The organism is Streptomyces sp. BBFR25 (assembly GCF_044590125.1).
GTDB classification, from domain to species: domain Bacteria; phylum Actinomycetota; class Actinomycetes; order Streptomycetales; family Streptomycetaceae; genus Streptomyces; species Streptomyces canus_D.
The window spans coordinates 3,311,727-3,332,558 of sequence record NZ_CP172447.1 but is presented as its reverse complement, the minus strand read 5'-3'; the positions used below and the strand labels follow the sequence as shown (position 1 = coordinate 3,332,558).

General features: G+C 70.3%; 22 protein-coding genes. 15 read left to right on the top strand and 7 right to left on the bottom strand.

What is annotated here, in order from left to right; translation table 11 throughout:
* Window positions 1-84: 84 nt before the first annotated feature.
* On the top strand, window positions 85-1,527 hold the full coding sequence (locus ACGH52_RS15115; RefSeq protein WP_399939771.1) for an FAD-binding oxidoreductase: 1,443 nt from the start codon (window positions 85-87) through the stop codon (window positions 1,525-1,527).
* Window positions 1,528-1,540: 13 nt separating this feature from the next.
* Here the strand turns inward: ACGH52_RS15115 and ACGH52_RS15110 are convergent, their stop codons facing one another.
* Window positions 1,541-1,969: an SsgA family sporulation/cell division regulator gene (locus ACGH52_RS15110; protein ID WP_399939768.1), complete on the bottom strand. Its 429-nt coding sequence runs from the start codon at window positions 1,967-1,969 to the stop codon at window positions 1,541-1,543.
* A gap of 246 nt (window positions 1,970-2,215) precedes the next feature.
* Between ACGH52_RS15110 and ACGH52_RS15105 the strand changes: the two genes are divergently transcribed.
* Together ACGH52_RS15105 and ACGH52_RS15100 are read left to right on the top strand one after the other, a co-directional pair.
* A complete protein-coding gene (locus ACGH52_RS15105; RefSeq protein WP_399939764.1) occupies window positions 2,216-3,730 on the top strand; it encodes an RDD family protein in 1,515 nt (504 codons plus the stop codon).
* Window positions 3,731-4,028: 298 nt separating this feature from the next.
* Window positions 4,029-4,706, top strand: coding sequence for an RDD family protein (locus tag ACGH52_RS15100; RefSeq protein WP_399939761.1), 678 nt, complete (start codon window positions 4,029-4,031; stop codon window positions 4,704-4,706).
* 13 nt (window positions 4,707-4,719) lie between these two features.
* On the opposite strand, the gene ACGH52_RS15095 is transcribed toward ACGH52_RS15100, so the two are convergent.
* Window positions 4,720-5,013, bottom strand: coding sequence for a hypothetical protein (locus ACGH52_RS15095; RefSeq protein ID WP_193777809.1), 294 nt, complete (start codon window positions 5,011-5,013; stop codon window positions 4,720-4,722).
* A gap of 437 nt (window positions 5,014-5,450) precedes the next feature.
* Between ACGH52_RS15095 and ACGH52_RS15090 the strand changes: the two genes are divergently transcribed.
* Window positions 5,451-7,796 (top strand): immune inhibitor A domain-containing protein, encoded by a 2,346-nt coding sequence (locus ACGH52_RS15090; protein WP_121703679.1) that lies wholly within the window; start codon window positions 5,451-5,453, stop codon window positions 7,794-7,796.
* A gap of 146 nt (window positions 7,797-7,942) precedes the next feature.
* Window positions 7,943-8,287: a hypothetical protein gene (locus ACGH52_RS15085; RefSeq protein WP_076974560.1), complete on the top strand. Its 345-nt coding sequence runs from the start codon at window positions 7,943-7,945 to the stop codon at window positions 8,285-8,287.
* Window positions 8,288-8,304: 17 nt separating this feature from the next.
* Here the strand turns inward: ACGH52_RS15085 and ACGH52_RS15080 are convergent, their stop codons facing one another.
* Window positions 8,305-8,892 (bottom strand): nicotinamidase, encoded by a 588-nt coding sequence (locus ACGH52_RS15080; protein ID WP_059301567.1) that lies wholly within the window; start codon window positions 8,890-8,892, stop codon window positions 8,305-8,307.
* Window positions 8,893-8,956: 64 nt separating this feature from the next.
* Window positions 8,957-10,288 (bottom strand): nicotinate phosphoribosyltransferase, encoded by a 1,332-nt coding sequence (locus ACGH52_RS15075; protein ID WP_121703680.1) that lies wholly within the window; start codon window positions 10,286-10,288, stop codon window positions 8,957-8,959.
* Window positions 10,289-10,397: 109 nt separating this feature from the next.
* Here ACGH52_RS15075 and clpS point away from each other — a divergent pair, with 109 nt between their 5' ends.
* From clpS to ACGH52_RS15040, 7 genes are all read left to right on the top strand, one after another.
* Window positions 10,398-10,715 (top strand): ATP-dependent Clp protease adapter ClpS, encoded by a 318-nt coding sequence (clpS, locus tag ACGH52_RS15070; RefSeq protein WP_030180153.1) that lies wholly within the window; start codon window positions 10,398-10,400, stop codon window positions 10,713-10,715.
* 41 nt (window positions 10,716-10,756) lie between these two features.
* On the top strand, window positions 10,757-11,365 hold the full coding sequence (locus ACGH52_RS15065; protein ID WP_059301565.1) for a DUF2017 domain-containing protein: 609 nt from the start codon (window positions 10,757-10,759) through the stop codon (window positions 11,363-11,365).
* 350 nt (window positions 11,366-11,715) lie between these two features.
* On the top strand, window positions 11,716-13,143 hold the full coding sequence (locus ACGH52_RS15060; protein ID WP_059301564.1) for an amino acid permease: 1,428 nt from the start codon (window positions 11,716-11,718) through the stop codon (window positions 13,141-13,143).
* A gap of 165 nt (window positions 13,144-13,308) precedes the next feature.
* The gene (locus ACGH52_RS15055) at window positions 13,309-13,731 is read left to right on the top strand and encodes a Mov34/MPN/PAD-1 family protein (protein WP_030180146.1); all 423 of its coding nucleotides are present in this window, start codon (window positions 13,309-13,311) and stop codon (window positions 13,729-13,731) included.
* A 79-nt stretch (window positions 13,732-13,810) separates the two neighbouring features.
* On the top strand, window positions 13,811-13,906 hold the full coding sequence (locus ACGH52_RS15050; RefSeq protein WP_328657635.1) for a putative leader peptide: 96 nt from the start codon (window positions 13,811-13,813) through the stop codon (window positions 13,904-13,906).
* A 99-nt stretch (window positions 13,907-14,005) separates the two neighbouring features.
* Window positions 14,006-14,284 carry a MoaD/ThiS family protein gene (locus ACGH52_RS15045; RefSeq protein ID WP_059301563.1) on the top strand — a complete coding sequence of 93 codons (279 nt, stop codon included), beginning with the start codon at window positions 14,006-14,008 and terminating at the stop codon, window positions 14,282-14,284.
* A gap of 6 nt (window positions 14,285-14,290) precedes the next feature.
* A complete protein-coding gene (locus ACGH52_RS15040) occupies window positions 14,291-15,241 on the top strand; it encodes a PLP-dependent cysteine synthase family protein (RefSeq protein ID WP_059301562.1) in 951 nt (316 codons plus the stop codon).
* Window positions 15,242-15,248: 7 nt separating this feature from the next.
* Here the strand turns inward: ACGH52_RS15040 and ACGH52_RS15035 are convergent, their stop codons facing one another.
* The gene (locus tag ACGH52_RS15035) at window positions 15,249-15,713 is read right to left on the bottom strand and encodes a type II toxin-antitoxin system PemK/MazF family toxin (protein WP_399939752.1); all 465 of its coding nucleotides are present in this window, start codon (window positions 15,711-15,713) and stop codon (window positions 15,249-15,251) included.
* A 204-nt stretch (window positions 15,714-15,917) separates the two neighbouring features.
* Here ACGH52_RS15035 and ACGH52_RS15030 point away from each other — a divergent pair, with 204 nt between their 5' ends.
* The gene (locus tag ACGH52_RS15030) at window positions 15,918-16,670 is read left to right on the top strand and encodes an MBL fold metallo-hydrolase (protein ID WP_121703682.1); all 753 of its coding nucleotides are present in this window, start codon (window positions 15,918-15,920) and stop codon (window positions 16,668-16,670) included.
* An 82-nt stretch (window positions 16,671-16,752) separates the two neighbouring features.
* Here the strand turns inward: ACGH52_RS15030 and ACGH52_RS15025 are convergent, their stop codons facing one another.
* Together ACGH52_RS15025 and ACGH52_RS15020 are read right to left on the bottom strand one after the other, a co-directional pair.
* Window positions 16,753-18,003 (bottom strand): PTS transporter subunit EIIC, encoded by a 1,251-nt coding sequence (locus tag ACGH52_RS15025; protein WP_076974555.1) that lies wholly within the window; start codon window positions 18,001-18,003, stop codon window positions 16,753-16,755.
* A 227-nt stretch (window positions 18,004-18,230) separates the two neighbouring features.
* Complete coding sequence (locus ACGH52_RS15020) at window positions 18,231-19,526, bottom strand: PTS transporter subunit EIIC (protein WP_059301558.1); 1,296 nt, start codon at window positions 19,524-19,526, stop codon at window positions 18,231-18,233.
* A 158-nt stretch (window positions 19,527-19,684) separates the two neighbouring features.
* Between ACGH52_RS15020 and ACGH52_RS15015 the strand changes: the two genes are divergently transcribed.
* Both ACGH52_RS15015 and rph read left to right on the top strand, forming a co-directional pair.
* Complete coding sequence (locus ACGH52_RS15015) at window positions 19,685-19,918, top strand: glucose PTS transporter subunit EIIB (RefSeq protein WP_003975905.1); 234 nt, start codon at window positions 19,685-19,687, stop codon at window positions 19,916-19,918.
* A gap of 92 nt (window positions 19,919-20,010) precedes the next feature.
* A complete protein-coding gene (gene rph, locus ACGH52_RS15010) occupies window positions 20,011-20,748 on the top strand; it encodes a ribonuclease PH (protein ID WP_076974553.1) in 738 nt (245 codons plus the stop codon).
* Window positions 20,749-20,832 lie beyond the last annotated feature (84 nt).

Genomic DNA, 20,832 nt, shown 5'->3' with positions numbered 1-20,832 from the left:
ACTGTGCGCCCATACGACGATCACACCGGGCAGGTGGCGGATGCCGCCCACGGGGTTCACACCGATGGCCGTGGATGCGAGCCTGTGATCATGAGCCGTATCGAAGCGCCTCGCGACGAAGACGACGCAGCCGCGACGGTCCACCGCACCCCCGGCGACCGGAGCACGCTCGTCGACCGCCTGCTGGCCGGTCTTCCCGCCGGGGCCGTCCTCACCGACCCCGACGTCACGGCCTCCTACGCCAACGACATGGCGAGCTTCTGCCCGGCCGGCGCCCCCGCCGTGGTCGTCCTGCCGCGCACCGTGGCGGACGTCCAGCACGTCATGTGCACCGCCACCGAGCTGCGCGTCCCGGTGGTCCCGCAGGGCGCCCGCACCGGCCTGTCCGGCGCGGCCAACGCCACCGACGGCTGCGTGGTCCTCTCCCTGACGAAGATGGACCGCATCCTGGAGATCAACCCGGTCGACCGCGTCGCCGTCGTCGAACCGGGCGTCGTCAACGCCACGCTCTCCCGCGCGGTGAACGAACACGGCCTCTACTACCCGCCGGACCCCTCCAGCTGGGAGATGTGCACCATCGGCGGCAACATCGGCACCGCCTCCGGCGGCCTGTGCTGCGTCAAGTACGGGGTGACCGCCGAGTACGTCCTCGGCCTCGACGTCGTCCTCGCCGACGGCCGCCTGATGTCCACCGGGCGCCGCACCGCCAAGGGCGTCGCCGGGTACGACCTCACCCGGCTCTTCGTCGGCTCCGAGGGTTCCCTCGGCATCGTCGTGAAGGCGGTCCTCGGACTGCGCCCCCAGCCGCCCCAGCAGCTGGTGCTGGCCGCCGAGTTCCCCTCCGCGTCCGCCGCCTGCGACGCGATCTGCCGGATCATGGAGGGCGGGCACGTGCCGTCCCTCCTCGAACTGATGGACCGTACGACCGTCAAGGCGGTCAACGACCTCGCCCACATGGGGCTGCCGGAGACCACCGAGGCGCTCCTGCTCGCGGCCTTCGACACCACCGACCCGGCCGCCGACCTCGCCGCCGTCGGCGCGCTGTGCGAGGCCGCGGGTGCCACGCAGGTGGTCCCGGCCGAGGACGCGGCCGAGTCCGAACTCCTCCTCCAGGCAAGGCGCCTGGCCCTCACCGCCCTCGAAGCCGTCAAGGGCACCACGATGATCGACGACGTGTGCGTGCCCCGCTCCCGGCTCGGCGACATGCTGGAAGGCATCGACCGCGTCGCCGCCAAGTACGGCCTCACCATCGGGGTCTGCGCCCACGCGGGCGACGGCAACACCCACCCCACCGTCTGCTTCGACGCCCAGGACCCCGACGAGTCCCGGCGGGCCCGCGAGTCCTTCGACGAGATCATGGCGCTCGGCCTGGAACTGGGCGGCACCATCACCGGCGAGCACGGCGTGGGCGTCCTGAAGAAGGAGTGGCTGGCGCGGGAGATCGGCCCGGTGGGCCTGGAGATGCAGCGGGCCGTCAAACAGGTCTTCGACCCGCTGGGCCTCCTCAACCCGGGCAAGCTCTTCTGACCGCTGCCCCTCCTCACCGGGCGAGCAGCTCGGCCAGCCCGTCGTCGATCCCGAGCCACGCGCCCTCGGCCCCCGGCGGCACCGCCCGCAGGGTCCGCTCCAGCCAGGCCGACACCTGGGGCGTGGGCGCCTCCAGAAGGGCGTCGCCGTCCGGGCTGCTCAGCGCGATCAGCACGACGCTGCGGCCCTCCGCCTTCGACGGCCACACCCGCACGTCCCCGTGCCCGGAGGGGCGGAAGACGCCCTCCACCAGGAGATCGCGGGCGAACGTCCAGTGCACCGGCCGGCCGGAGTCGATGTGGAAGGTGATGTGGACGGCGTAGGGGTCGTCGGTGTGGTAACCGAGCCTGGCCGGCACCGGGATGCCGCGCTCGGGCGACAGGACGAGCCTCAGCTCCAGCTCGCGTTCCACGACGGTGGGGCCGGTGGGGTTGGGGTGCATGGCGGGTTCCTCTCCCGGATCTCGTGCGGTCCTTTGCCGGGGAGACCGGCCGGGGGCCGGAGCATTACGCGGGTTCGGGGAATTTTTTTCCGCGCGCGGGGCCAGGGCGCGGCCCGGATGTGAAGGTCCCGGCACGAGGTTGCCCGGAAAGGGGTGGGTACGGCGGGACCGGCGGTGCGGATTGCGCCCGTCTGATAGATGTTGAGGCCCCCCTATCAACCCCCGAGCAGATACGGGACGACGGACATGAGCGCCCCAACCCCGGCCCCCGGCGACGACCGGCCCCGCGAAGGGTATTACCCGGACCCGTCCATTCCCGGATACGTCCGGTACTGGAACGGCGCCTCCTGGGTGGCGGGCACGAGCCGCCCCGCCCCCAAGGACGGCGAGCCGCTCGCGCCTCCGCCCGGCGCGCGGCCCTCCGTCGAGGAGACCGGGCCGCACTTCTTCGACGAGGACCCGGTCGAGGACCCCCCGCCCGCCGCCGCGGCCCAGCACGGCAGCCGCCCGGAGTCCGCCACCGCCTGGGGCGCCGACCGCTCCGGCCCGTCCGGCGGTCCCACCGACGCCCCGGAACCGCCCGTCGCCTGGCCGGGCACGGCGCGGGGCGCGGACCCGCGGGTCCCGCACGCCCGGCAGGAGGCCCCGCCCGCCCAGGGCGCCGCCGAGGCCGCCGCCTCCGCATCACCGGAGGCGGAAACGGGGGCGGAGGAGGAGCAGTCCGGCAACACCTTCGTCTTCCGCCGCCCGGCGGCGGGCCGGCGGAGCGCCCCCGCCGCCGAGGACGAGGGCACCATGACCTTCCGCGCGGTCACCCCGCGCACGGGCCCGCAGCCGGGCGGACCCGGTCCCGCTCCCGCCCCGGCTCCCGCTCCCGCCCCGGCTCCCGCTCCCGGCTCCGTTCCGGCTCCCGCTTCCGGTCCCGCCCCGGCTCCCGCTCCCGGCTCCGTTCCGGCTCCCGCTTCCGGCTCCGTTCCGGCTCCCGCTCCCGGCTCCGGACCCGGATTCAGCGCCGGCAAGGCGGCCGCCGCCCGGGCCGCCGCCGCGCAGGCTCAGGCTCCCGCGACGCCCGCCGCCCCCGCGGTGCCCCACCAGGCGCCCCCGCAGCAGCAGCCCGCCGCCTCCCCGCCGGTCGCGGCGGGCGGTCCCGGCGGCGGCCAGACCTCCTGGGCGCAGCAGGTGCACCGGCTGGCCGGGGCGGGCGGCGACGAGCAGCCCGTCGCACCGTGGAAGCCGCCGGTCGAGGACGTGTTCCAGGCCGCCGCCCGGCGCCAGGCCTCGGCCCGGCCCGCCGGGCTCGGCAAGCGGCTGGCCGCCCGGCTGATCGACACGGTCGTCCTCGCGGGCGTCACCGCCGTGGCCGCCGTCCCGCTCGGCGTCAAGGCGATGGACCACGTCAACGACAAGATCGACGAGGCCAAGCTGTCCGGCGAGACCGTCACGGTCTGGCTGCTGGACGGCACGACGTCCACGTACCTGGGCATCGTGCTGGCCGTCCTGCTGCTCTTCGGCGTCGCCTACGAGGCGCTGCCCACCGCCAAGTGGGGCCGCACCCTGGGCAAGCGGCTGCTCGGCCTGGAGGTGCGGGACATCGAGGCCCACGAGCCGCCGTCCTTCGGCGCGGCCCTGCGCCGCTGGCTGGTCTACAGCGTCCCCGGCCTCCTGGCCGTCGGCGTGGTCGGCGTCGCGTGGTGCCTCTTCGACCGCCCCTGGCACCAGTGCTGGCACGACAAGGCCGCCAACACGTTCGTTGCGGGCTAGCTGGGCGGGTGGGGTCCGGGAGCGCGGGTCTCGTCTTCGGGTGCGGGTGCGGGTGCGTGGGGGCTGGTCGCGCAGTTCCCCGCGCCCCTCGAGGTACGTGTACTGAACGCCCCTGAAAGGGGCGCGGGGCTGTATCGAATATGCGGCTCCGCCGCGCGGGCGCGAGCAACCACAACGCGCCCGCACCCGCCGACGCACCGTCATTCCCCGCCCGGACGGCGTCGGATCACGAACCCTCGCTACTCCGGACGGCCGCTCGCCGGATGCGAGGAGACAGACTCCGGGTTCGACTCGGGACATGAGCAGCGAACCGCCCCCCGGCTCCGGCGGGCAGCAGCCGCCGGACGACGACCCGCTGAGGAAGAACCCCTACGACAACCCGCCGCCGCCCCCCGGCGGAGGCGGCCCTTACGGCGGCCCCCCGCCCCCCGGCGGCGGAGGTCCCTACGGTGGGCCTCCTCCCGGCGGCGGCCCCTACGGCGGTGACCCGTACGGCGGTGGCGGCCGCCCCGGCGATCCGCCGGCCGGGATACCCCCGCTCGCCGACAGCGGGCGGCGCACGCTCGCGCGGATCGTCGACATGATCCTCGTGGGCATCGTGGTCTGGTTGCTCAGCTGGGCCTTCAACGTCCAGGAGTACACGGTGGACGGCGACGACGTCTCCGTGGGCAAGTCCTTCGGGCAGTCCGTGATCGCCGCCGTGCTCTACATCGCGTACGACACCTACATGACCACGAGGACGGGCCAGACCCTCGGCAAGAAGTGGCTCGGGATGCGGGTGGCCAACCTGGACAACGGGGCGACGCCCTCCGTGCAGACGTCGCTGATCCGGGCCCTGGTGCTGTGGATTCCGTTCGCCTTCTGCTGCGCCTGCGTGTGGACGATCATCGCGGGCGGCTGGAGCTTCTTCGACAGGCCCTACAAGCAGGGCCTGCACGACAAGGCGGCGAAGACGGTCGTGGTCAGCACCCGCTGACGGCCGCGGACGCTCAGGCGGCCCGCCCGCGCGTGGCCTCGCCCGCACCCGCGGAGACCCGGGCCCCCGCGGACACCTGCACCGGCTCCCGGTCCGCGCCGAACCGGTGGGCCGGCACGGCGGTCACCGCGCGCGTCCTGGGCTGGGGGACCGTCATGGCGACCAGCAGCCCGAGGGCGAGGGCCGCGACGGCGATGAGGGCGACTCCGGGACCCGAACTCGTCTGCGACAGCAGCAGCATGGCGAGCGTCGAGAAGATCACGGTGCACGAACCGTAGGCGAACTGGGCGGCAGTCGGACGGGGCATGGCCATCGTGTCCTCGGAAGACAATCATCGGGTGAGACGGGCTGTCGGCCTGGCTTTCCGCCGGCTTCCGGGCGTTCCGCCAAGCGACTCTAACCCGCTGTGTGCCCGAGTGGAACCGGCAGTAAGCACGACCTAACCGGCACGGCCGATGCACGGGGGGCGCACGGATTCATGACGTCCGGGAAGTGGACGGTCCCGCGCGCCCGTCGGGCCCCGGCCGGGCCCCGCGGGACCGGGCGAAGGTCACGATCCGGTGTCCGCAAAGCGAACGGCGACTCCGCATAGTGCACTTGTTCTGCTCAAGTCAAGGTCTGTCTTTTCCGTCGAACCTCTAGTCAAATGTCGTCACTTGATTACACGCGTTGATCACGTGTGCGCGGACTATGCACTGTCCTAGGTCCCCCTTCCGCGCGCGTGGACGCGGGGGAGGAACTCAAGTGACCAGAAGATCCTGGACGTTCAGAACCGCGGCGACCACCGTCGCACTCGCCGCCGCGACCGCCACGCTCTCGGCGGCCGGCGTGGCGCAGGCGGACTCGCCGTCCCGGCCGGAGGCCGTGAACCGCCACGATCCCAGCCCGGACAAGACGGCGCGCTCCCACGACCTCAAGGGCCCCCTGAGCGACACTCGGGCCGCCCAGCGTGAGGAGGCCCTGAAGCAGGTCATATCCGGCAACGCCTCGGTGAAGAAGAAGGACGGCTCCAACGTCGTCCAGCTGAAGAGCAAGAAGGGCGACGCCAAGTACGTCGAGCTGGGCCGGGAGAAGACCGACAAGATCTTCACCATCCTGGTCGAGTTCGGCGACCAGGTCGACAGCCGCTACGGCGGCACCCCCGGTCCGCTGCACAACGAGATAGCCAAGCCGAACCGCAAGACGGACAACTCCACAGCCTGGCAGGAGGACTACGACCAGGAGCACTTCCAGGACCTGTACTTCGGTTCCGGCGAGGGCGTCAACTCGGTCAAGACCTACTACGAGAAGCAGTCCTCCGGCCGCTACTCGGTCGACGGCGAGGTCTCCGACTGGGTCAAGGTCCCCTACAACGAGGCCCGCTACGGCTCCAACAAGTGCGACCCCGACAACTGCGCCTGGTACGCGGTGCAGGACGGCGTCACCGCCTGGGTCGCCGACCAGAAGGCGGCCGGCCGCACCGAGGCCCAGATCAAGTCCCAGCTGACCCAGTACGACCAGTGGGACCGCTACGACTTCGACGGCGACGGCGACTTCAACGAGCCCGACGGCTACATCGACCACTTCCAGATCGTGCACGCCGGCGAGGACGAGTCCGCCGGTGGCGGCGCGCAGGGCGAGGACGCCATCTGGGCCCACCGCTGGTACGCCTTCGGCACCGACGCCGGCGCCACCGGCCCCGCCGACAACAAGCTCGGCGGCACCCAGATCGGCGACACCGGCATCTGGGTCGGCGACTACACCATCCAGCCGGAGAACGGCGGACTCGGCGTCTACGCGCACGAGTACGGCCACGACCTCGGCCTGCCGGACCACTACGACACCGCCGGCGGCGACAACTCCACCGGCTTCTGGACGCTGATGTCGTCCGGCTCGTGGCTGGGCACCGGACGCAACGAGATCGGCGACCTGCCCGGCGACATGACCGCCTGGGACAAGCTCCAGCTGGGCTGGCTGAACTACGACACCGCCAAGGCGGGCGTCAATTCCTGGCACAAGCTGGGCGTGTCGGAGTACAACACCAAGCACAAGCAGGGCCTGGTCGTCGAACTGCCGAAGGAGAAGGTCACCACCGAGATCGTGCCTCCCGCCGAGGGCGAGACCCAGTGGTGGAGCGGCAGCGGCAACGACCTCAAGAACACCCTGAGCCGCAGCGTCGACCTCACCGGCAAGTCGTCCGCCTCCCTCACCCTGGACGGCTGGTACGACATCGAGGCCGACTACGACTTCCTCTACACCGAGGTGTCCACCGACGGCGGCGCCAACTGGACCGCGATCGACGGCACGTTCGACGGGCAGCCGATCCAGCGCGACGGCAGTGACAAGCCCGCCCTGAGCGCCACTGTGGACGCCTACGGCAAGCTGGTCTACCCGCTGGACGCCTACGCCGGCAAGAAGATCGACCTGCGCTTCCGCTACCAGACCGACGGCGGCCTGGCCATGAAGGGCTTCACCGCCGACCGGATCGCGGTGACGGCCGACGGCGAGACGCTCTTCTCGGACAACGCGGAGACCGAGGACGCCGCGTGGACGGCGAACGGCTTCACCCGCAAGGGCGCCTCCTTCACCAAGGAGTACGCGCAGTACTACATCGCCGAGAACCGGCAGTACGTGTCGTACGACAAGACGCTGAAGACCGGCCCGTACAACTTCGGCTTCTCGGAGCGCCCGAACTGGGTCGAGCACTACGCGTACCAGAACGGCCTGCTGATCTGGAAGTGGGACACCTCCCAGGCGGACAACAACACCAGCCAGCACCCGGGCAAGGGTCTGGTCCTGCCGATCGACTCGCACCCGACCGCGCTGAAGTGGAAGGACGGCACGCTCATGCGCAACCGCATGCAGGCGTACGACTCGCCGTTCAGCCTCTACCGCACGGACGGCATGACGCTGCACAAGGCGGACGTCGCGAAGTACGTCCCGGGCTCGAAGGGCGTCTCGGTCTTCAACGACCGCAAGAACGACTACTACGACCCGGCGAACCCGACCGGCGGTGTCAAGATCACTGACACCAACACGAAGATCAAGATTCTGAAGGAGGCCAAGAACGGCTCGACGATCGAGCTCGAGGTTGGCCCCGCGGGCAGGTAAATAGCATCTGCCCAGGTCAGAGCATGATCGGCGGTGACCCCCTGGCGGGTCGCCGCCGATCCGTGTTTAGGTGCGTCCTGTGGTTCTCTTATTGACACCGGGCCCGGGGCCCGGACCGACCCAGGCTGACTCGGGGGTATGACCGCATGGCCGCAGGAGGCTTCTGCAAGCTGCCGAACGGCACGGTGGTGGTGGCACTGAACCTGCCCAGCCCCGCCCCGTCGAGCGGCGGCAGCGTGCGTTTTCTCGTCCACGCCCAGAACCGGGCGCGCGCCCTGACCAGGCTGCGCAACCTGGGGCTGCGCAGCGTCTACCTGCGGGGCAACGCGGCCCCGCCGAGCCCGGACGAGATCACCGCGGTCCTGCACCACCCGGACGGCCTGATATGGCGCACGGCACCGGTGGCGGGGTCCGTGGGCGGCCCGGACCTGGTCCAGGAGCTGTGGCACCCGATCCGCGCCCTGCTCAGACGCCCGACCGCCCAGACCTAGGACAGGCCCTGGGGGAGCTACTGCACGACCGGCTTCCCGGACAGCTCCACGCCCGCCTCCCGCAGCTCCTCCAGCGCCCGCTCGGTGGTCTCCGCCGCCACTCCGGCGGTCAGGTCGAGCAGCACCTGCGTACGGAAGCCCGCGCGGGCGGCGTCCAGGGCGGTGGCCCGCACGCAGTGGTCGGTGGCGATGCCCACGACGTCGACCTCGTCGATCTCGCGGGACCGCAGCCACTCGGCGAGGCCCGTGCCGTTCTCGTCGGCGCCCTCGAAGCCGCTGTAGGCGGCCGCGTACGCCCCCTTGTCGAAGACGGCGTCTATCGCGCCGGAGGCGACGGCGGGGGCGAAGTTCGGGTGGAAGCCGACCCCCTCGGTACCGGCGACGCAGTGCGCCGGCCAGGAGTGGACGTAGTCCGGGTTGTCCGCGAAGTGGCCGCCCGGCGCGACGTGGTGGTCGCGGGTGGCCACCACGTGGCGGTAGCCGGCGGGCGCCTGCCCGATCAGCTCGGTGATGGCGGCGGCCACGTCCGCACCGCCGGACACGGCGAGGCTGCCCCCCTCGCAGAAGTCGTTCTGCACGTCTACGACGATCAAGGCGCGGCGCATGGTCGGTGTCCTTCGACTGGTTCGGATGTGCGGTTGGGGGGCACCAGCTTTAGCTACCCGACCCTCACTGTGCGTACTCCGTCGGAATGACGGGTTCCCCTCGGGAGAGCTGGGTGGCGGACAGCGGGAGGTTGGCGCGGGCGGCGGCGTGCCGGTCCCGGGCGGCGTCCAGCGGCTCGCGGGCGACGACCTCGCCGCCCTTGACCAGCTCGACCAGGAGCTGCCGGTCGGCCAGCGCGTCGGGCACAGGACCGGTGCCCACCACCTCGGCCTCGGCGTAGCCGTCCGCGTCCAGGCGCCGCGCGGCCCACTTGCGGCCGCCGATGGAGGTCTTGCCGCCGCTGGACTTCTTGGCCACCGGCACCAGCGGCGCGCCCTCCTCGCCGGACTCGGCGCGGGCGACCAGCTTGTAGACCATCGAGGCCGTCGGGTGCCCGGAACCGGTCACCAGCTGGGTGCCGACGCCGTAGGCGTCCACGGGCGCCGCCGCCAGGGAGGCGATGGCGTACTCGTCCAGGTCCGAGGTCACCACGATCTTCGTCCCGGTGGCGCCCAGCTCGTCGAGCTGCTGGCGCACCCGGTGGGCGACCAGGAGCAGGTCGCCGGAGTCGATGCGCACCGCGCCCAGCTCGGGCCCGGCGACCTCCACGGCCGTGCGGACGGCCTCGGTGACGTCGTAGGTGTCCACGAGCAGCGTGGTGTCCCGGCCCAGCGCGTCCACCTGGGCGCGGAAGGCGTCCCGCTCGTGGTCGTGCAGCAGGGTGAAGGCGTGGGCGGAGGTGCCGACGGTGGGGATGTTGTAGCGGAAGCCGGCGGCCAGGTCGGAGGTGGTCGCGAAGCCGCCGACGTAGGCGGAGCGGGCGGCGGCGACGGCGGCCAGCTCGTGGGTGCGGCGGGCGCCCATCTCGATCAGCGGCCGGTCACCGGCGGCGGAGGACATGCGGGAGGCGGCGGCGGCGATCGCCGAGTCGTGGTTGAGGATGGAGAGGATCACCGTCTCCAGCAGCACGCACTCGCCGAAGGTGCCCTCGACCCGCATGATCGGCGAGCCGGGGAAGTACACCTCGCCCTCCGGGTAGCCCCAGATGTCCCCGCCGAAGCGGTACTGGGCGAGCCACTCCAGGGTCTCCTCGTCGACGATGTCCTTCTCGCGCAGGAAGCGCAGGACGTCCGCGTCGAAGCGGAAGTTCTCCACCGCGTCCAGCACCCGTCCGGTGCCCGCCACGACGCCGTAGCGGCGGCCGTCGGGCAGTCGCCGGGTGAAGACCTCGAACACGCTCCGCCGCCCGGCCGTACCGGCCTTCAGCGCGGCTCGGAGCATGGTCAGCTCGTACTGGTCCGTGAAGAGCGCCGTCGAGGGGACGTCCACCGGCAGCCCAAGGTCCGCTGTGTTCATACGAGGGATCGTACCCCCATTTCGTCACTCTGACGATTTTGGTTCCGGTCGGGTTCGCGTGGCGCCCGCCACAGGCCCGTTTGTGCGGGTGCCCCCCTGTGGTGGCAGCATGGGGCTTGTGACGGCAGCCGCACCCATGGAGATCGAGAAGACCGAGTCGGCGGAGGAGGTCTTCGCCGTACCCGAGCCCGACGTGCCCTGGGTGACGATCGTCCACAACGACCCCGTGAACCTCATGAGCTATGTGACGTACGTCTTCCAGTCGTACTTCGGCTACTCCAAGGACAAGGCCACCAAGCTCATGATGGACGTCCACCACAAGGGCCGGGCGGTCGTGTCCAGCGGCAGCCGGGAGGAGATGGAACGGGACGTACAGGCCATGCACGGCTACGGCCTGTGGGCCACCCTCCAGCAGGACCGGAAATGACCCACGCCCGCCCGCAGGACGGAAGCAGCTGACTCGCCTTCATGCCCGGACAATTCGAACCGCTCCCCGGCGGCGGCGCGGCCGTCGCGCTCGACGAGGTCGAGATCTCCATCATCCGCTCCCTGGCCGTGCAGCTCCTGGAGCTGATCGGCCCCGGGCCCGCCGAGGACGCCTCCGACGACCCGCTCGCCGAGCTGTTCGCCGAGGGCCCGAGCGAGCCGCCCTCCGACCCGGTGCTGCGCCGCCTGTTCCCGGACGCCTACGGCGACCCCGAGGGCGCCCCGCAGGCCCGGGAGGCCGAGGAGCAGCGGGCGCACTCCGCGGAGTTCCGCCGCTACACCGAGAACGACCTGCGGGCGGGCAAGCGGGACAACGCGCTGGCGGTGGTCCGCACCCTGGACGCCCTCTCCTCGGCGTCGGCGGGCGAGGAGGGCGCGGTGCTGAAGCTGTCGCCCGAGGAGTCCCAGCAGTGGCTGCGCGCCCTGAACGACCTGCGCCTGGCGATCGGCTCCCGCCTGGAGATCGCCGACGAGGACGACACCGACCTGCTCTACCGGCTCCCCGACGAGGACCCGCGCAAGCCGATGGTGATGGCGTACCTGTGGCTCGGCGGGCTCCAGGAGTCGCTCGTCGCGACCCTTATGCCCTGAGCGAGGCGGTTTCGTCACTCTCCGTGTCCGCTCAGCGGAGCCTCAAATCCGGATAACGATCCCGTCAAAGCCGCGCCTTTTTTGCCCCGCAGGTGCGGCTTTTGTCCGCTTCTACCTGTGTGACACGTCACAGTCGGCCCCTGTGATCAGCGTCGCCGTCGTGGTAAATCTTCACGACCGCCCGGCGAACACCACCCGAATGTTCGGCCGGGTGCGCCACCGAGCCGGCAACCGTCGGCCAGGCACCGAGCGGGATGTGAGGCCCGCTCAGCTCCATCATCCGGGGGGATCGAGACCCGATCCGCGGCCGAGTCAAGGCCCGGGTCGGCATGGAGAAAGGCGCACCACACATGACCTCTGCGCAGGTCGACACGGACAAGGCCCCCGAAGAGGGCTACGAGCGCGGTCTCAACAGCCGCCAGGTCCAGATGATCGCGATCGGCGGCGCCATCGGCGTCGGCCTCTTCCTGGGCGCCGGGGCCAACATCGCCAAGGCCGGCCCCAGCATCATCCTCATGTACGCCCTCGCGGGTGTGATCATCTTCTTCATCATGCGGGCGCTCGGCGAGCTGCTCCTGTACCGACCCGTCTCCGGCTCCTTCGCCGAGTACTCGCGCGAGTTCCTCGGCCCCTTCTTCGGCTACTTCACCGGCTGGACGTACTGGCTGATGTGGGTGGTGACCGGCATGGCGGAACTCACCGCCGCCGCCATCTACATCCACTACTGGTTCCCGGACATCCCGCAATGGGTCTCGGCCCTGGTCTTCCTGGTGCTGCTGTTCGTGGCCAACCTGATCTCGGTGAAGCTGTTCGGCGAGATCGAGTTCTGGTTCTCGATGGTCAAGGTCACCGCCATCATCGGCATGATCGTGATCGGCATCGGTGTGCTCACCTTCGGCTTCAGCCAGGCCGGCGACACCGCCGCCGTCTCCAACCTGTGGGAGTTCGACGGCTTCTTCCCCAAGGGCATCGGCTCGTCCCTGATGACCCTCCAGGGCGTCATGTTCGCCTACCTCGCCGTCGAGCTGGTCGGCGTCACCGCCGGTGAGTCCGAGAACCCGGAGAAGACCCTCCCCAAGGCGATCAACACCCTGCCCTGGCGCATCGCCCTCTTCTACGTCGGCGCCCTCACCGTCATCCTGGCGGTGGTCAAGTGGACCGAGTTCGCCGAGGGCGTCAGCCCCTTCGTGGAGGCCTTCGCGGTCATCGGCATCCCGGCCGGCGCGGGCATCGTCAACTTCGTCGTGCTCACCGCGGCCCTGTCGTCCTGCAACTCCGGCATGTACTCCACGGGCCGGATGCTGCGCACCCTCGCGGACAACGGCGAGGCCCCCAGGGTCTTCAACAAGCTGTCCTCGACGAAGACCCCGGCCATCGGCATCGCCGTCTCGGTGGTCTTCATGGCCATCGGCGTGGTCCTGAACTACCTGGTCCCGGAGAAGGCCTTCGGCTACGTCACCTCCGTCGCCACCGCCGCCGGCATCTGGACCTGGCTGATGATCCTGATCAGCCACGTGCTGTACCGCCGCAAGGTCGTCGCGGGCCGGCTGCCCGCCTCCTCCTTCCCGGCGCCGGGCGGCTCGGTCTGCTCCTACATCGCCATCGCCTTCCTCCTCTTCGTCACCTGCCTGATCGCCTACGACGCCGACGCCCGCGTCTGCCTGTACGTGATGGCCGGCTGGGCCGCCGCCCTCGGCATCGGCTGGGCGGTGCTCAAGAGCCGCAACCCGCAGATCACCGAACGGCCCGGCGAGCCGGAGTTCGAGAAGATCGGCTGACGGCCGAACCGACTGCTGTGACCAGCGCGTTCGCGCGCACCACGGACGTCCGGCCGCACGGGGTGCTCGTGGCATCCGGCGCGTCCACCGCTCAGGATGTCCGGCATGCGGGCCTCTCCGTACCACCCATCGGTACGGAGGGGCCCGTCTGCTTATCCTGGCCGCATGCTGACCATCACCCAGGCCCTGTACGACCAGATCGTCGCCCACGCGCGCGAGGACCACCCCGACGAGGCGTGCGGCGTGGTGGCCGGTCCCGTCGGCGAGGGCCGCCCCGAGCGGTTCATCCCCATGCTCAACGCCGCCCGCTCGCCCACCTTCTACGAGTTCGACTCGCAGGACCTCCTCAAGCTCTACCGCGAGATGGACGACCGCGACGAGGAGCCGGTGGTCATCTACCACTCGCACACCGCCACCGAGGCCCACCCCTCCCGCACCGACATCTCCTACGCCAACGAGCCCGGCGCCCACTACGTCCTCGTCTCCACCGCGGACACCGACGGTGCCGGTGAGTTCCAGTTCCGCTCGTTCCGCATCGTGGAGGGCGAGGTCACGGAAGAGGAGGTCAAGGTCGTCGAGGCGTACTGATCTCACTCAGCGGACGAAAATCATCCAGCAGGTGAGATCACACTCCGGATGCCGGACCGGGAATCGATACGATGAGCCCATGGTTCTTCTCGACGTGAGTGACAAGGCGCCGGGCACGCTGCTCGTGGCGCGGCTGCACGTCGACCTGTGCAGGCTGAAAAGCGCCATCTGTTGATCTTCCTTGCCGCCGTACGGCCGTGAGCCGCGGCGTGCTGACGTGTGCCGCCGCGCGCCCTACGAACCCACGACAAACTTCCGACAGGAGCACTCAGCCATGGCCATCGAGGTCCGCATCCCGACCATCCTCCGCCAGTACACCGACGGCCAGAAGGCGGTGGAGGGCTCCGGGGACACCCTCGCCCAGCTCTTCGCCGACCTCGAGACCCGGCACACGGGCATCCAGGCCCGCATCGTCGACGGTGAGCAGCTCCGCCGCTTCGTCAACGTCTACCTGAACGACGAGGACGTCCGCTTCCTCGACGGCATCAACACCAAGCTCGGCGACGGCGACAGCATCACGATCCTGCCGGCCGTCGCCGGCGGCATGGCCTGATCGCCGATGCGCTACGACTCCCCGCTGGCCGCGGTGGGCAACACCCCCCTGGTGCGCCTGCCGCGGCTGTCGCCGTCCGACGACGTCCGCATCTGGGCCAAGCTGGAGGACCGCAACCCGACCGGCTCGATCAAGGACCGCCCCGCGCTCCACATGATCGAGCAGGCGGAGAAGGACGGCCGCCTCACCAAGGGCTGCACCATCCTGGAGCCGACCAGCGGAAACACCGGCATCTCGCTGGCCATGGCCGCCAGGCTCAAGGGCTACCGCATCGTCTGCGTGATGCCCGAGAACACCTCCCAGGAGCGCCGGGACCTGCTCGCCATGTGGGGCGCGGAGATCATCTCCTCCCCGGCCGCGGGCGGCTCCAACACCGCCGTCCGGGTGGCCAAGGAACTCTCCGCCGAGCACCCGGACTGGGTGATGCTCTACCAGTACGGCAACCCGGACAACGCCGGCGCCCACTACGCGGGCACCGGCCCCGAGATCCTCGCCGACCTGCCGTCCCTCACCCACTTCGTGGCCGGGCTCGGCACCACGGGCACCCTCATGGGCGTCGGCCGCTACCTGCGCGAACACAAGCCGGACGTGAAGATCGTCGCCGCCGAACCGCGCTATGACGACCTGGTGTACGGCCTGCGCAACCTCGACGAGGGCTTCGTACCCGAGCTGTACGACGCCTCCGTCCTCACCACCCGCTTCTCGGTGGGCTCCGCCGACGCGGTCACCCGCACCCGCGAGCTGCTCCAGCAGGAGGGCATCTTCGCGGGCGTCTCCACCGGCGCCGCCCTGCACGCCGCGATCGGCGTCGGCAACAAGGCGGTCAAGGCGGGGGAGAGCGCGGACATCGTCTTCGTCGTCGCCGACGGCGGCTGGAAGTACCTCTCCACCGGCGTCTACACCGCGGCCACCACCGAAGAGGCCATCGAAACCCTCCAGGGCCAGCTCTGGGCCTGAGGGCGCCCTACCCGGCGAGGTGACGGACCCGGTCCCACAGGGCCGGGTCCACCACCCGCACCCGGCGCCGGAAGTCACCCACCGGCACCTCGCGCAGCTCGTCGGTCTCCAGGTAGCTCGACCGCCCCCGCGCGTCGCCGACCGAACCCGGCGGCAGCGCGATCACCCCGGCCCGCCCGTCCCGGTGCCGCGTGGTGATCTTCGCGACCAGCGCCCGCCGCCCGCGCACCGCGATCACCAGACACGGCCGGTCCTTCGCACCGCCGGAGTCCTCGTACGGCACGTTCGCCCACCAGATCTCCGCGGGCCGCGGCCGCACCGCCCGCCCTCCCGGCCCCCGGGGACGACCCGGTGGCCGCCGGACACCGCCCGGCCGAGGCGGCCGCCGGCCCCGGCCCCAGCCGTCGACGACCGTGGCGACGAGCGCGAGCAGCACCACCGCCGCGAAGACGAGCCACCAGGACGTGTCCATACCGACGACGGTACCGGCGCGCGCCGCAACCGCGCGCCCCTTCCAGGGCCCCGCGCTCCCCGGTTCCAGCCGAACCGGTGATCCCGCAGGTGAGTTCGCCCACAACGGCCCCTGGCGGAGGAGCGACCGCAGGTTTTGCGCCTTACGCTCGACGGACCGCACGACCCCCGTCTCTCCACACGCGCCAGCGGAGGTTTCTGCTTCATGAAGCTCACCGTCGTCGGCTGCTCGGGGTCGTTCCCGTCCGCGGAATCGGCCTGCTCGAGCTACCTCGTCGAGGCCGACGGCTTCCGGCTGCTACTCGACATGGGCAACGGTGCCCTCGGCGAGTTGCAGCGCCACTGCGGTCTCTACGACCTCGACGCGATCTTCCTCAGCCATCTGCACGCCGACCACTGCATCGACATGTGCGCCTACTTCGTGGCGCGCTACTACCGGCACAACGGCGGCCGCTGCGCCCCGCTCCCGGTCTACGGACCCGAGGGCACCGAGCACCGGCTGACCACCGCCTACGCCGACACCCCCTCGGCCTCCTCCATGAGCGAGGTGTTCGACTTCCACACGGTCAAGCCCTCCACCTTCGAGGTCGGCCCGTTCACCGTGCACACCGAGCGCGTCGCCCACCCCGTGGAGGCCTACGCCATCCGCGTCGAGCACGGCGGCCGTTCACTGACGTACTCCGGCGACACGGGCACCACCCCGGTGCTGGACGAACTCGCCCGCGACACCGACCTGTTCCTGTGCGAGGCCGCCTTCACGCACGGCAAGGAGAACATCCCCGACCTGCACCTCAACGGACGCGAGGCGGGCGAGAGCGCGGCCCGGGCCGGTGCCCGGCGCCTGGTGCTCACCCACATCCCGCCGTGGACCGACCCCGCGGTCAACCTGGCCGACGCGCGCGAGGTGTACGACGGGACGGTGGAGGTCGCCACCACCGGCGCGGTGTACGAGATCTGAGCCCGCGTCGCCCGGCACACACGGGAAAAGGCCCCGGAACCTTCGCGGTTCCGGGGCCTTCCGCACGCCGTACGGCCGGGGCTCACGCCTTGGTGAGGTCCTCGACCTCCTCCTCGGGCTCGCGGCCCGGGGTCTTCAGGTTGAACTTGACGATCGCGAAACGGAACGTCACGTAGTAGATCGCCGCGAACACCAGACCGATCGGGATGATCAGCCATGGCTTGGTGGCGAGGTGCCAGTTCAGCGCGTAGTCGATGAAACCGGCCGAGAAGTTGAACCCGGCGTGCACACCCAGGCCCCACGTGATCGCCATCGAGATCGCGGTGAGCACCGCGTGCAGCACGTACAGGACCGGCGCGATGAACATGAAGGAGAACTCGATCGGCTCGGTCACACCGGTCACGAACGAGGTCGCGGCCAGCGAGACCATCATGCCGAGGACGGCCTTGCGGCGCTCCGGACGGGCGGTGTGCGCCATGGCCAGGGCGGCGGCCGGCAGACCGAACATCATGATCGGGAAGAAGCCCGCCTGGAAGATGCCGGCGGAGGGGTCACCCGCCAGGAAGCGGGTGATGTCGCCGTGCACCACGTCACCGGCGGAGTTGGTGAAGTCGCCGAGCTGGAACCAGGCCACCGTGTTCACGAACTGGTGCATGCCGACCGGGATCAGCGCGCGGTTCACGCCGCCGAACAGGGCCGCGCCGCCGGAGCCGAGGCCGGTCATCCACTCGCCGAAGTTCGAGATGCCGTCGCCGATGGGCTCCCAGACCAGACCGAAGAAGACACCCACGACGATGCCGACGAAGGCCATGATGATCGGCACGAGGCGGCGGCCGTTGAAGAAGCCGAGCCAGTCCACCAGCTTCTTGCGGTGGTACCGCTGCCACAGCACGGCGGCGAGCAGACCCATGATGATGCCGCCGAGCACACCCGGGTCGTTGTAGGTCGCGGCGACGTCCTCGCCGTTCTTGACCACCGCCTCGGTGACCGGGAAGGCCTCGAGCACCTTGCTGTAGACGAGGAAGCCCACCACCGCGGCCAGCGCGGTCGAGCCATCGGCCTTCTTGGCGAAGCCGATGGCCACGCCTATGCAGAACAGGATCGGCAGCGAGCCGGTGAGGGCGCCGCCCGCGTTGTTGAAGACCGCGGCGACCTTGTCCCAGCCGAGGCCGTCCTTGCCGAAGATGTCGTCCTGGCCGAGCCGGACCATGATGCCCGCCGCCGGAAGAACGGCGATCGGGAGCTGGAGGCTGCGGCCTACCTTCTGCAGCCCCTGGAAAAGACCGGATCCCCGCTTCTTTGCGGGGGCCGCCGTGTCGGTGGCGGTGCTCATGCTTCCTCCATCGGGTGGTGGTCTACACCACTCAGTGGTGTAGACCTGTTGTAGCACGATGAAGGCGGCGTAAGGAACCCGTGATTCCGCGACCGGACCGCTACGCGCAGTACCCGGTCAAGTCCCCTGGTCACAGGCGCGGGAGCGCGCGGAGAAGGCCCCCGGACCGACGGTCCGGGGGCCTTCGCGAGACCACTCCCAAAGGGTACGTGAGGAACGGGAGAGGTCTACACCTTGGTGACGTCCTCCACGTCTTCCTCCGGTTCCCGCCCCGGAGTCTTCAGATCGAACTTCGTGATCGCGAACCGGAAGACCGCGTAGTACACCACCGCGAAACACAGCCCGATCGGAATGATCAGCCACGGCTTGGTCGCCAGATTCCAGTTGATGACGTAGTCGATCAGCCCCGCCGAGAAGCTGAACCCGTCCTTCACCCCCAGCGCCCACGTCACCGCCATCGACACACCCGTCAGCACCGCGTGCGCCGCGTACAAGAGGGGAGCGATGAACAGGAACGAGTACTCCAGCGGCTCCGTGATCCCCGTCACGAACGACGTCAGACCCACCGACAGCATCAGTCCGCCGACCTCCTTGCGCCGGTGCGGCTTGGCGCAGTGGGTGATCGCCAGCGCCGCCGCAGGCAGCGCGAACATCATGATCGGGAAGAAGCCCGACGTGAACTGCCCCGCGTCCGGGTCGCCCGCCAGGAACATGTTGATGTCGCCGTGCACCACCGTGCCGTCCGGCTTCGTGTACGAACCGAACTGGAACCACATCGGCACGTTCAGGAACTGATGCAGACCGATCACCAGCAACGCCCGGTTCGCCAGACCGAAGACGCCCGAGCCCCACGCGCCGATCCCGTTCAGCCAGTCGCTGAAACTCTCCAGCGCGTCACCGATCGGCGGCCACACCCACAGGCACAGCGCCGCGAACACGATCGCCACGAACGCCATGATGATCGGCACCAGCCGGCGCCCGTTGAAGAAGCCCAGCCAGTCCACCAGCCTCGTGCGGTGGAAGCGCTGCCAGAAGTACGCCGTCAGCAGCCCCATCACGATGCCGCCGAACACCCCCGGATTCTGGAAGACGAACGCGGTCACCTCGCCCGAACCGTCGGTGACCTGGCAGCCGATCTGCGGGACCACCTCCGACCCCTCGGGACAGTCCTCCGGGAACTGCCGCAGCACGTTGTAGTAGACGAGGAACCCCGCCACCGCCGCGAGCGCCGTCGAACCGTCGGACTTCTTCGCCATCCCGATGGCCACGCCCACACAGAACAGCAGCGGCAGCCCCAGCGACCCGTCGAGCAGCGCACCGCCCGCGCCCGTCATCACCTTCGAGACGTTCGTCCAGCCCAGACCGTCGTCCCCGAACACGTCCGGCTGCCCCAGCCGGTTGAGAATGCCGGCGGCGGGCAGGACCGCGATGGGCAACTGAAGGCTGCGACCCATCTTCTGCAACCCTTGGAACGCGGTGTTCCAACGGGCGCGGGCGGGGCTGACCGCACTCTCGGCACTCATCCGGTCTCCATCCGGTCGCCGGTACACTGGTGTAGACCAGTTGACAGACGGCACCGCCGTCGTGACGCCATCATTCGGTACGCACCGCATGACCGCTCGCGAAGATGGGCCAACTGTGGGTTACTGCGACAAAGCGGCTCGGATCAGGGAGAACGAACATGGCCAGCAAGGCTGAGAAGATCGTCGCCGGCCTCGGCGGCATCGACAACATCGACGAGATCGAAGGCTGCATCACCCGACTCCGCACCGAGGTCAACGACCCCGCGCTGGTCAACGAAGCCGCCCTCAAGGCCGCCGGCGCCCACGGCGTCGTCAAGATGGGCACCGCCATCCAGGTCGTCATCGGCACCGACGCCGACCCGATCGCGGCGGAGATCGAAGACATGATGTGAGCCACCGGCTCACCGCTTCACCGCATCATCGGCAAGGGGCCTCCTCCACCGCGGGGAAGGCCCCTTCCCCGTGGGCCGCTAGGCTCACCCGCATGTCACGCATCGACGGCCGCACCCCCCAGCAGCTCCGCCCCGTCACCATCGAACGCGGCTGGAGCAAGCACGCCGAAGGCTCCGTCCTCGTCTCCTTCGGCGACACCAAGGTCCTCTGCAACGCCTCGGTCACCGAAGGCGTCCCGCGCTGGCGCAAGGGCAGCGGCGAAGGCTGGGTCACCGCCGAGTACGCCATGCTCCCGCGCGCCACCAACACCCGCGGCGACCGCGAGTCCGTCAAGGGCCGCATCGGCGGCCGCACCCACGAGATCAGCCGCCTCATCGGCCGGTCCCTGCGCGCCGTCATCGACTACAAGGCACTCGGCGAGAACACCGTCGTCCTGGACTGCGACGTCCTCCAGGCCGACGGCGGCACCCGCACCGCCGCCATCACCGGCGCCTACGTCGCCCTCGCCGACGCCATCGGCTGGGCCCAGGGCAGGAAGCTGATCAAGGCCAACCGCAAGCCGCTCACCGGCACCGTCTCCGCCGTCTCCGTCGGCATCGTCGACGGCACCCCGCTCCTCGACCTGCGCTACGAGGAGGACGTCCGCGCCGACACCGACATGAACGTCGTCTGCACCGGCGACGGCCGCTTCGTCGAGGTCCAGGGCACCGCCGAGGCCGAGCCCTTCTCCCGCGACGAGCTCAACACCCTGCTCGACCTCGCCGCCGGGGGCTGCACGGAACTGGCCGACCTCCAGCGCAAGGCACTCGAGACGGTCCTCGAAAGGTGAGCGAGAAAAGGTAAAGCGAGTAAAGGGAACGCCAAAGGCAGGCAACTGGGCAGCCCGCAGGCGCGTCCCTAGCAGTACAGCACC

Excerpts from the sequence above, each read along its gene's own strand:
- ACGH52_RS15050 (WP_328657635.1), top strand. The coding sequence starts at position 13,811 with ATGGTTCTTCTCGACGTGAGTGACAAGGCGCCGGGCACGCTGCTCGTG.
- ACGH52_RS15025 (WP_076974555.1), bottom strand. The coding sequence starts at position 18,003 with ATGAGCACCGCCACCGACACGGCGGCCCCCGCAAAGAAGCGGGGATCC.
- ACGH52_RS15075 (WP_121703680.1), bottom strand. The coding sequence starts at position 10,288 with ATGAACACAGCGGACCTTGGGCTGCCGGTGGACGTCCCCTCGACGGCG.
- ACGH52_RS15060 (WP_059301564.1), top strand. The coding sequence starts at position 11,716 with ATGACCTCTGCGCAGGTCGACACGGACAAGGCCCCCGAAGAGGGCTAC.
- ACGH52_RS15020 (WP_059301558.1), bottom strand. The coding sequence starts at position 19,526 with ATGAGTGCCGAGAGTGCGGTCAGCCCCGCCCGCGCCCGTTGGAACACC.
- ACGH52_RS15045 (WP_059301563.1), top strand. The coding sequence starts at position 14,006 with ATGGCCATCGAGGTCCGCATCCCGACCATCCTCCGCCAGTACACCGAC.
- ACGH52_RS15030 (WP_121703682.1), top strand. The coding sequence starts at position 15,918 with ATGAAGCTCACCGTCGTCGGCTGCTCGGGGTCGTTCCCGTCCGCGGAA.
- rph (WP_076974553.1), top strand. The coding sequence starts at position 20,011 with ATGTCACGCATCGACGGCCGCACCCCCCAGCAGCTCCGCCCCGTCACC.
- ACGH52_RS15055 (WP_030180146.1), top strand. The coding sequence starts at position 13,309 with ATGCTGACCATCACCCAGGCCCTGTACGACCAGATCGTCGCCCACGCG.
- ACGH52_RS15095 (WP_193777809.1), bottom strand. The coding sequence starts at position 5,013 with ATGCCCCGTCCGACTGCCGCCCAGTTCGCCTACGGTTCGTGCACCGTG.
- clpS (WP_030180153.1), top strand. The coding sequence starts at position 10,398 with ATGGGGCTTGTGACGGCAGCCGCACCCATGGAGATCGAGAAGACCGAG.
- ACGH52_RS15105 (WP_399939764.1), top strand. The coding sequence starts at position 2,216 with ATGAGCGCCCCAACCCCGGCCCCCGGCGACGACCGGCCCCGCGAAGGG.
- ACGH52_RS15040 (WP_059301562.1), top strand. The coding sequence starts at position 14,291 with ATGCGCTACGACTCCCCGCTGGCCGCGGTGGGCAACACCCCCCTGGTG.
- ACGH52_RS15035 (WP_399939752.1), bottom strand. The coding sequence starts at position 15,713 with ATGGACACGTCCTGGTGGCTCGTCTTCGCGGCGGTGGTGCTGCTCGCG.
- ACGH52_RS15110 (WP_399939768.1), bottom strand. The coding sequence starts at position 1,969 with ATGCACCCCAACCCCACCGGCCCCACCGTCGTGGAACGCGAGCTGGAG.
- ACGH52_RS15100 (WP_399939761.1), top strand. The coding sequence starts at position 4,029 with ATGAGCAGCGAACCGCCCCCCGGCTCCGGCGGGCAGCAGCCGCCGGAC.
- ACGH52_RS15015 (WP_003975905.1), top strand. The coding sequence starts at position 19,685 with ATGGCCAGCAAGGCTGAGAAGATCGTCGCCGGCCTCGGCGGCATCGAC.
- ACGH52_RS15065 (WP_059301565.1), top strand. The coding sequence starts at position 10,757 with ATGCCCGGACAATTCGAACCGCTCCCCGGCGGCGGCGCGGCCGTCGCG.
- ACGH52_RS15080 (WP_059301567.1), bottom strand. The coding sequence starts at position 8,892 with ATGCGCCGCGCCTTGATCGTCGTAGACGTGCAGAACGACTTCTGCGAG.
- ACGH52_RS15085 (WP_076974560.1), top strand. The coding sequence starts at position 7,943 with ATGGCCGCAGGAGGCTTCTGCAAGCTGCCGAACGGCACGGTGGTGGTG.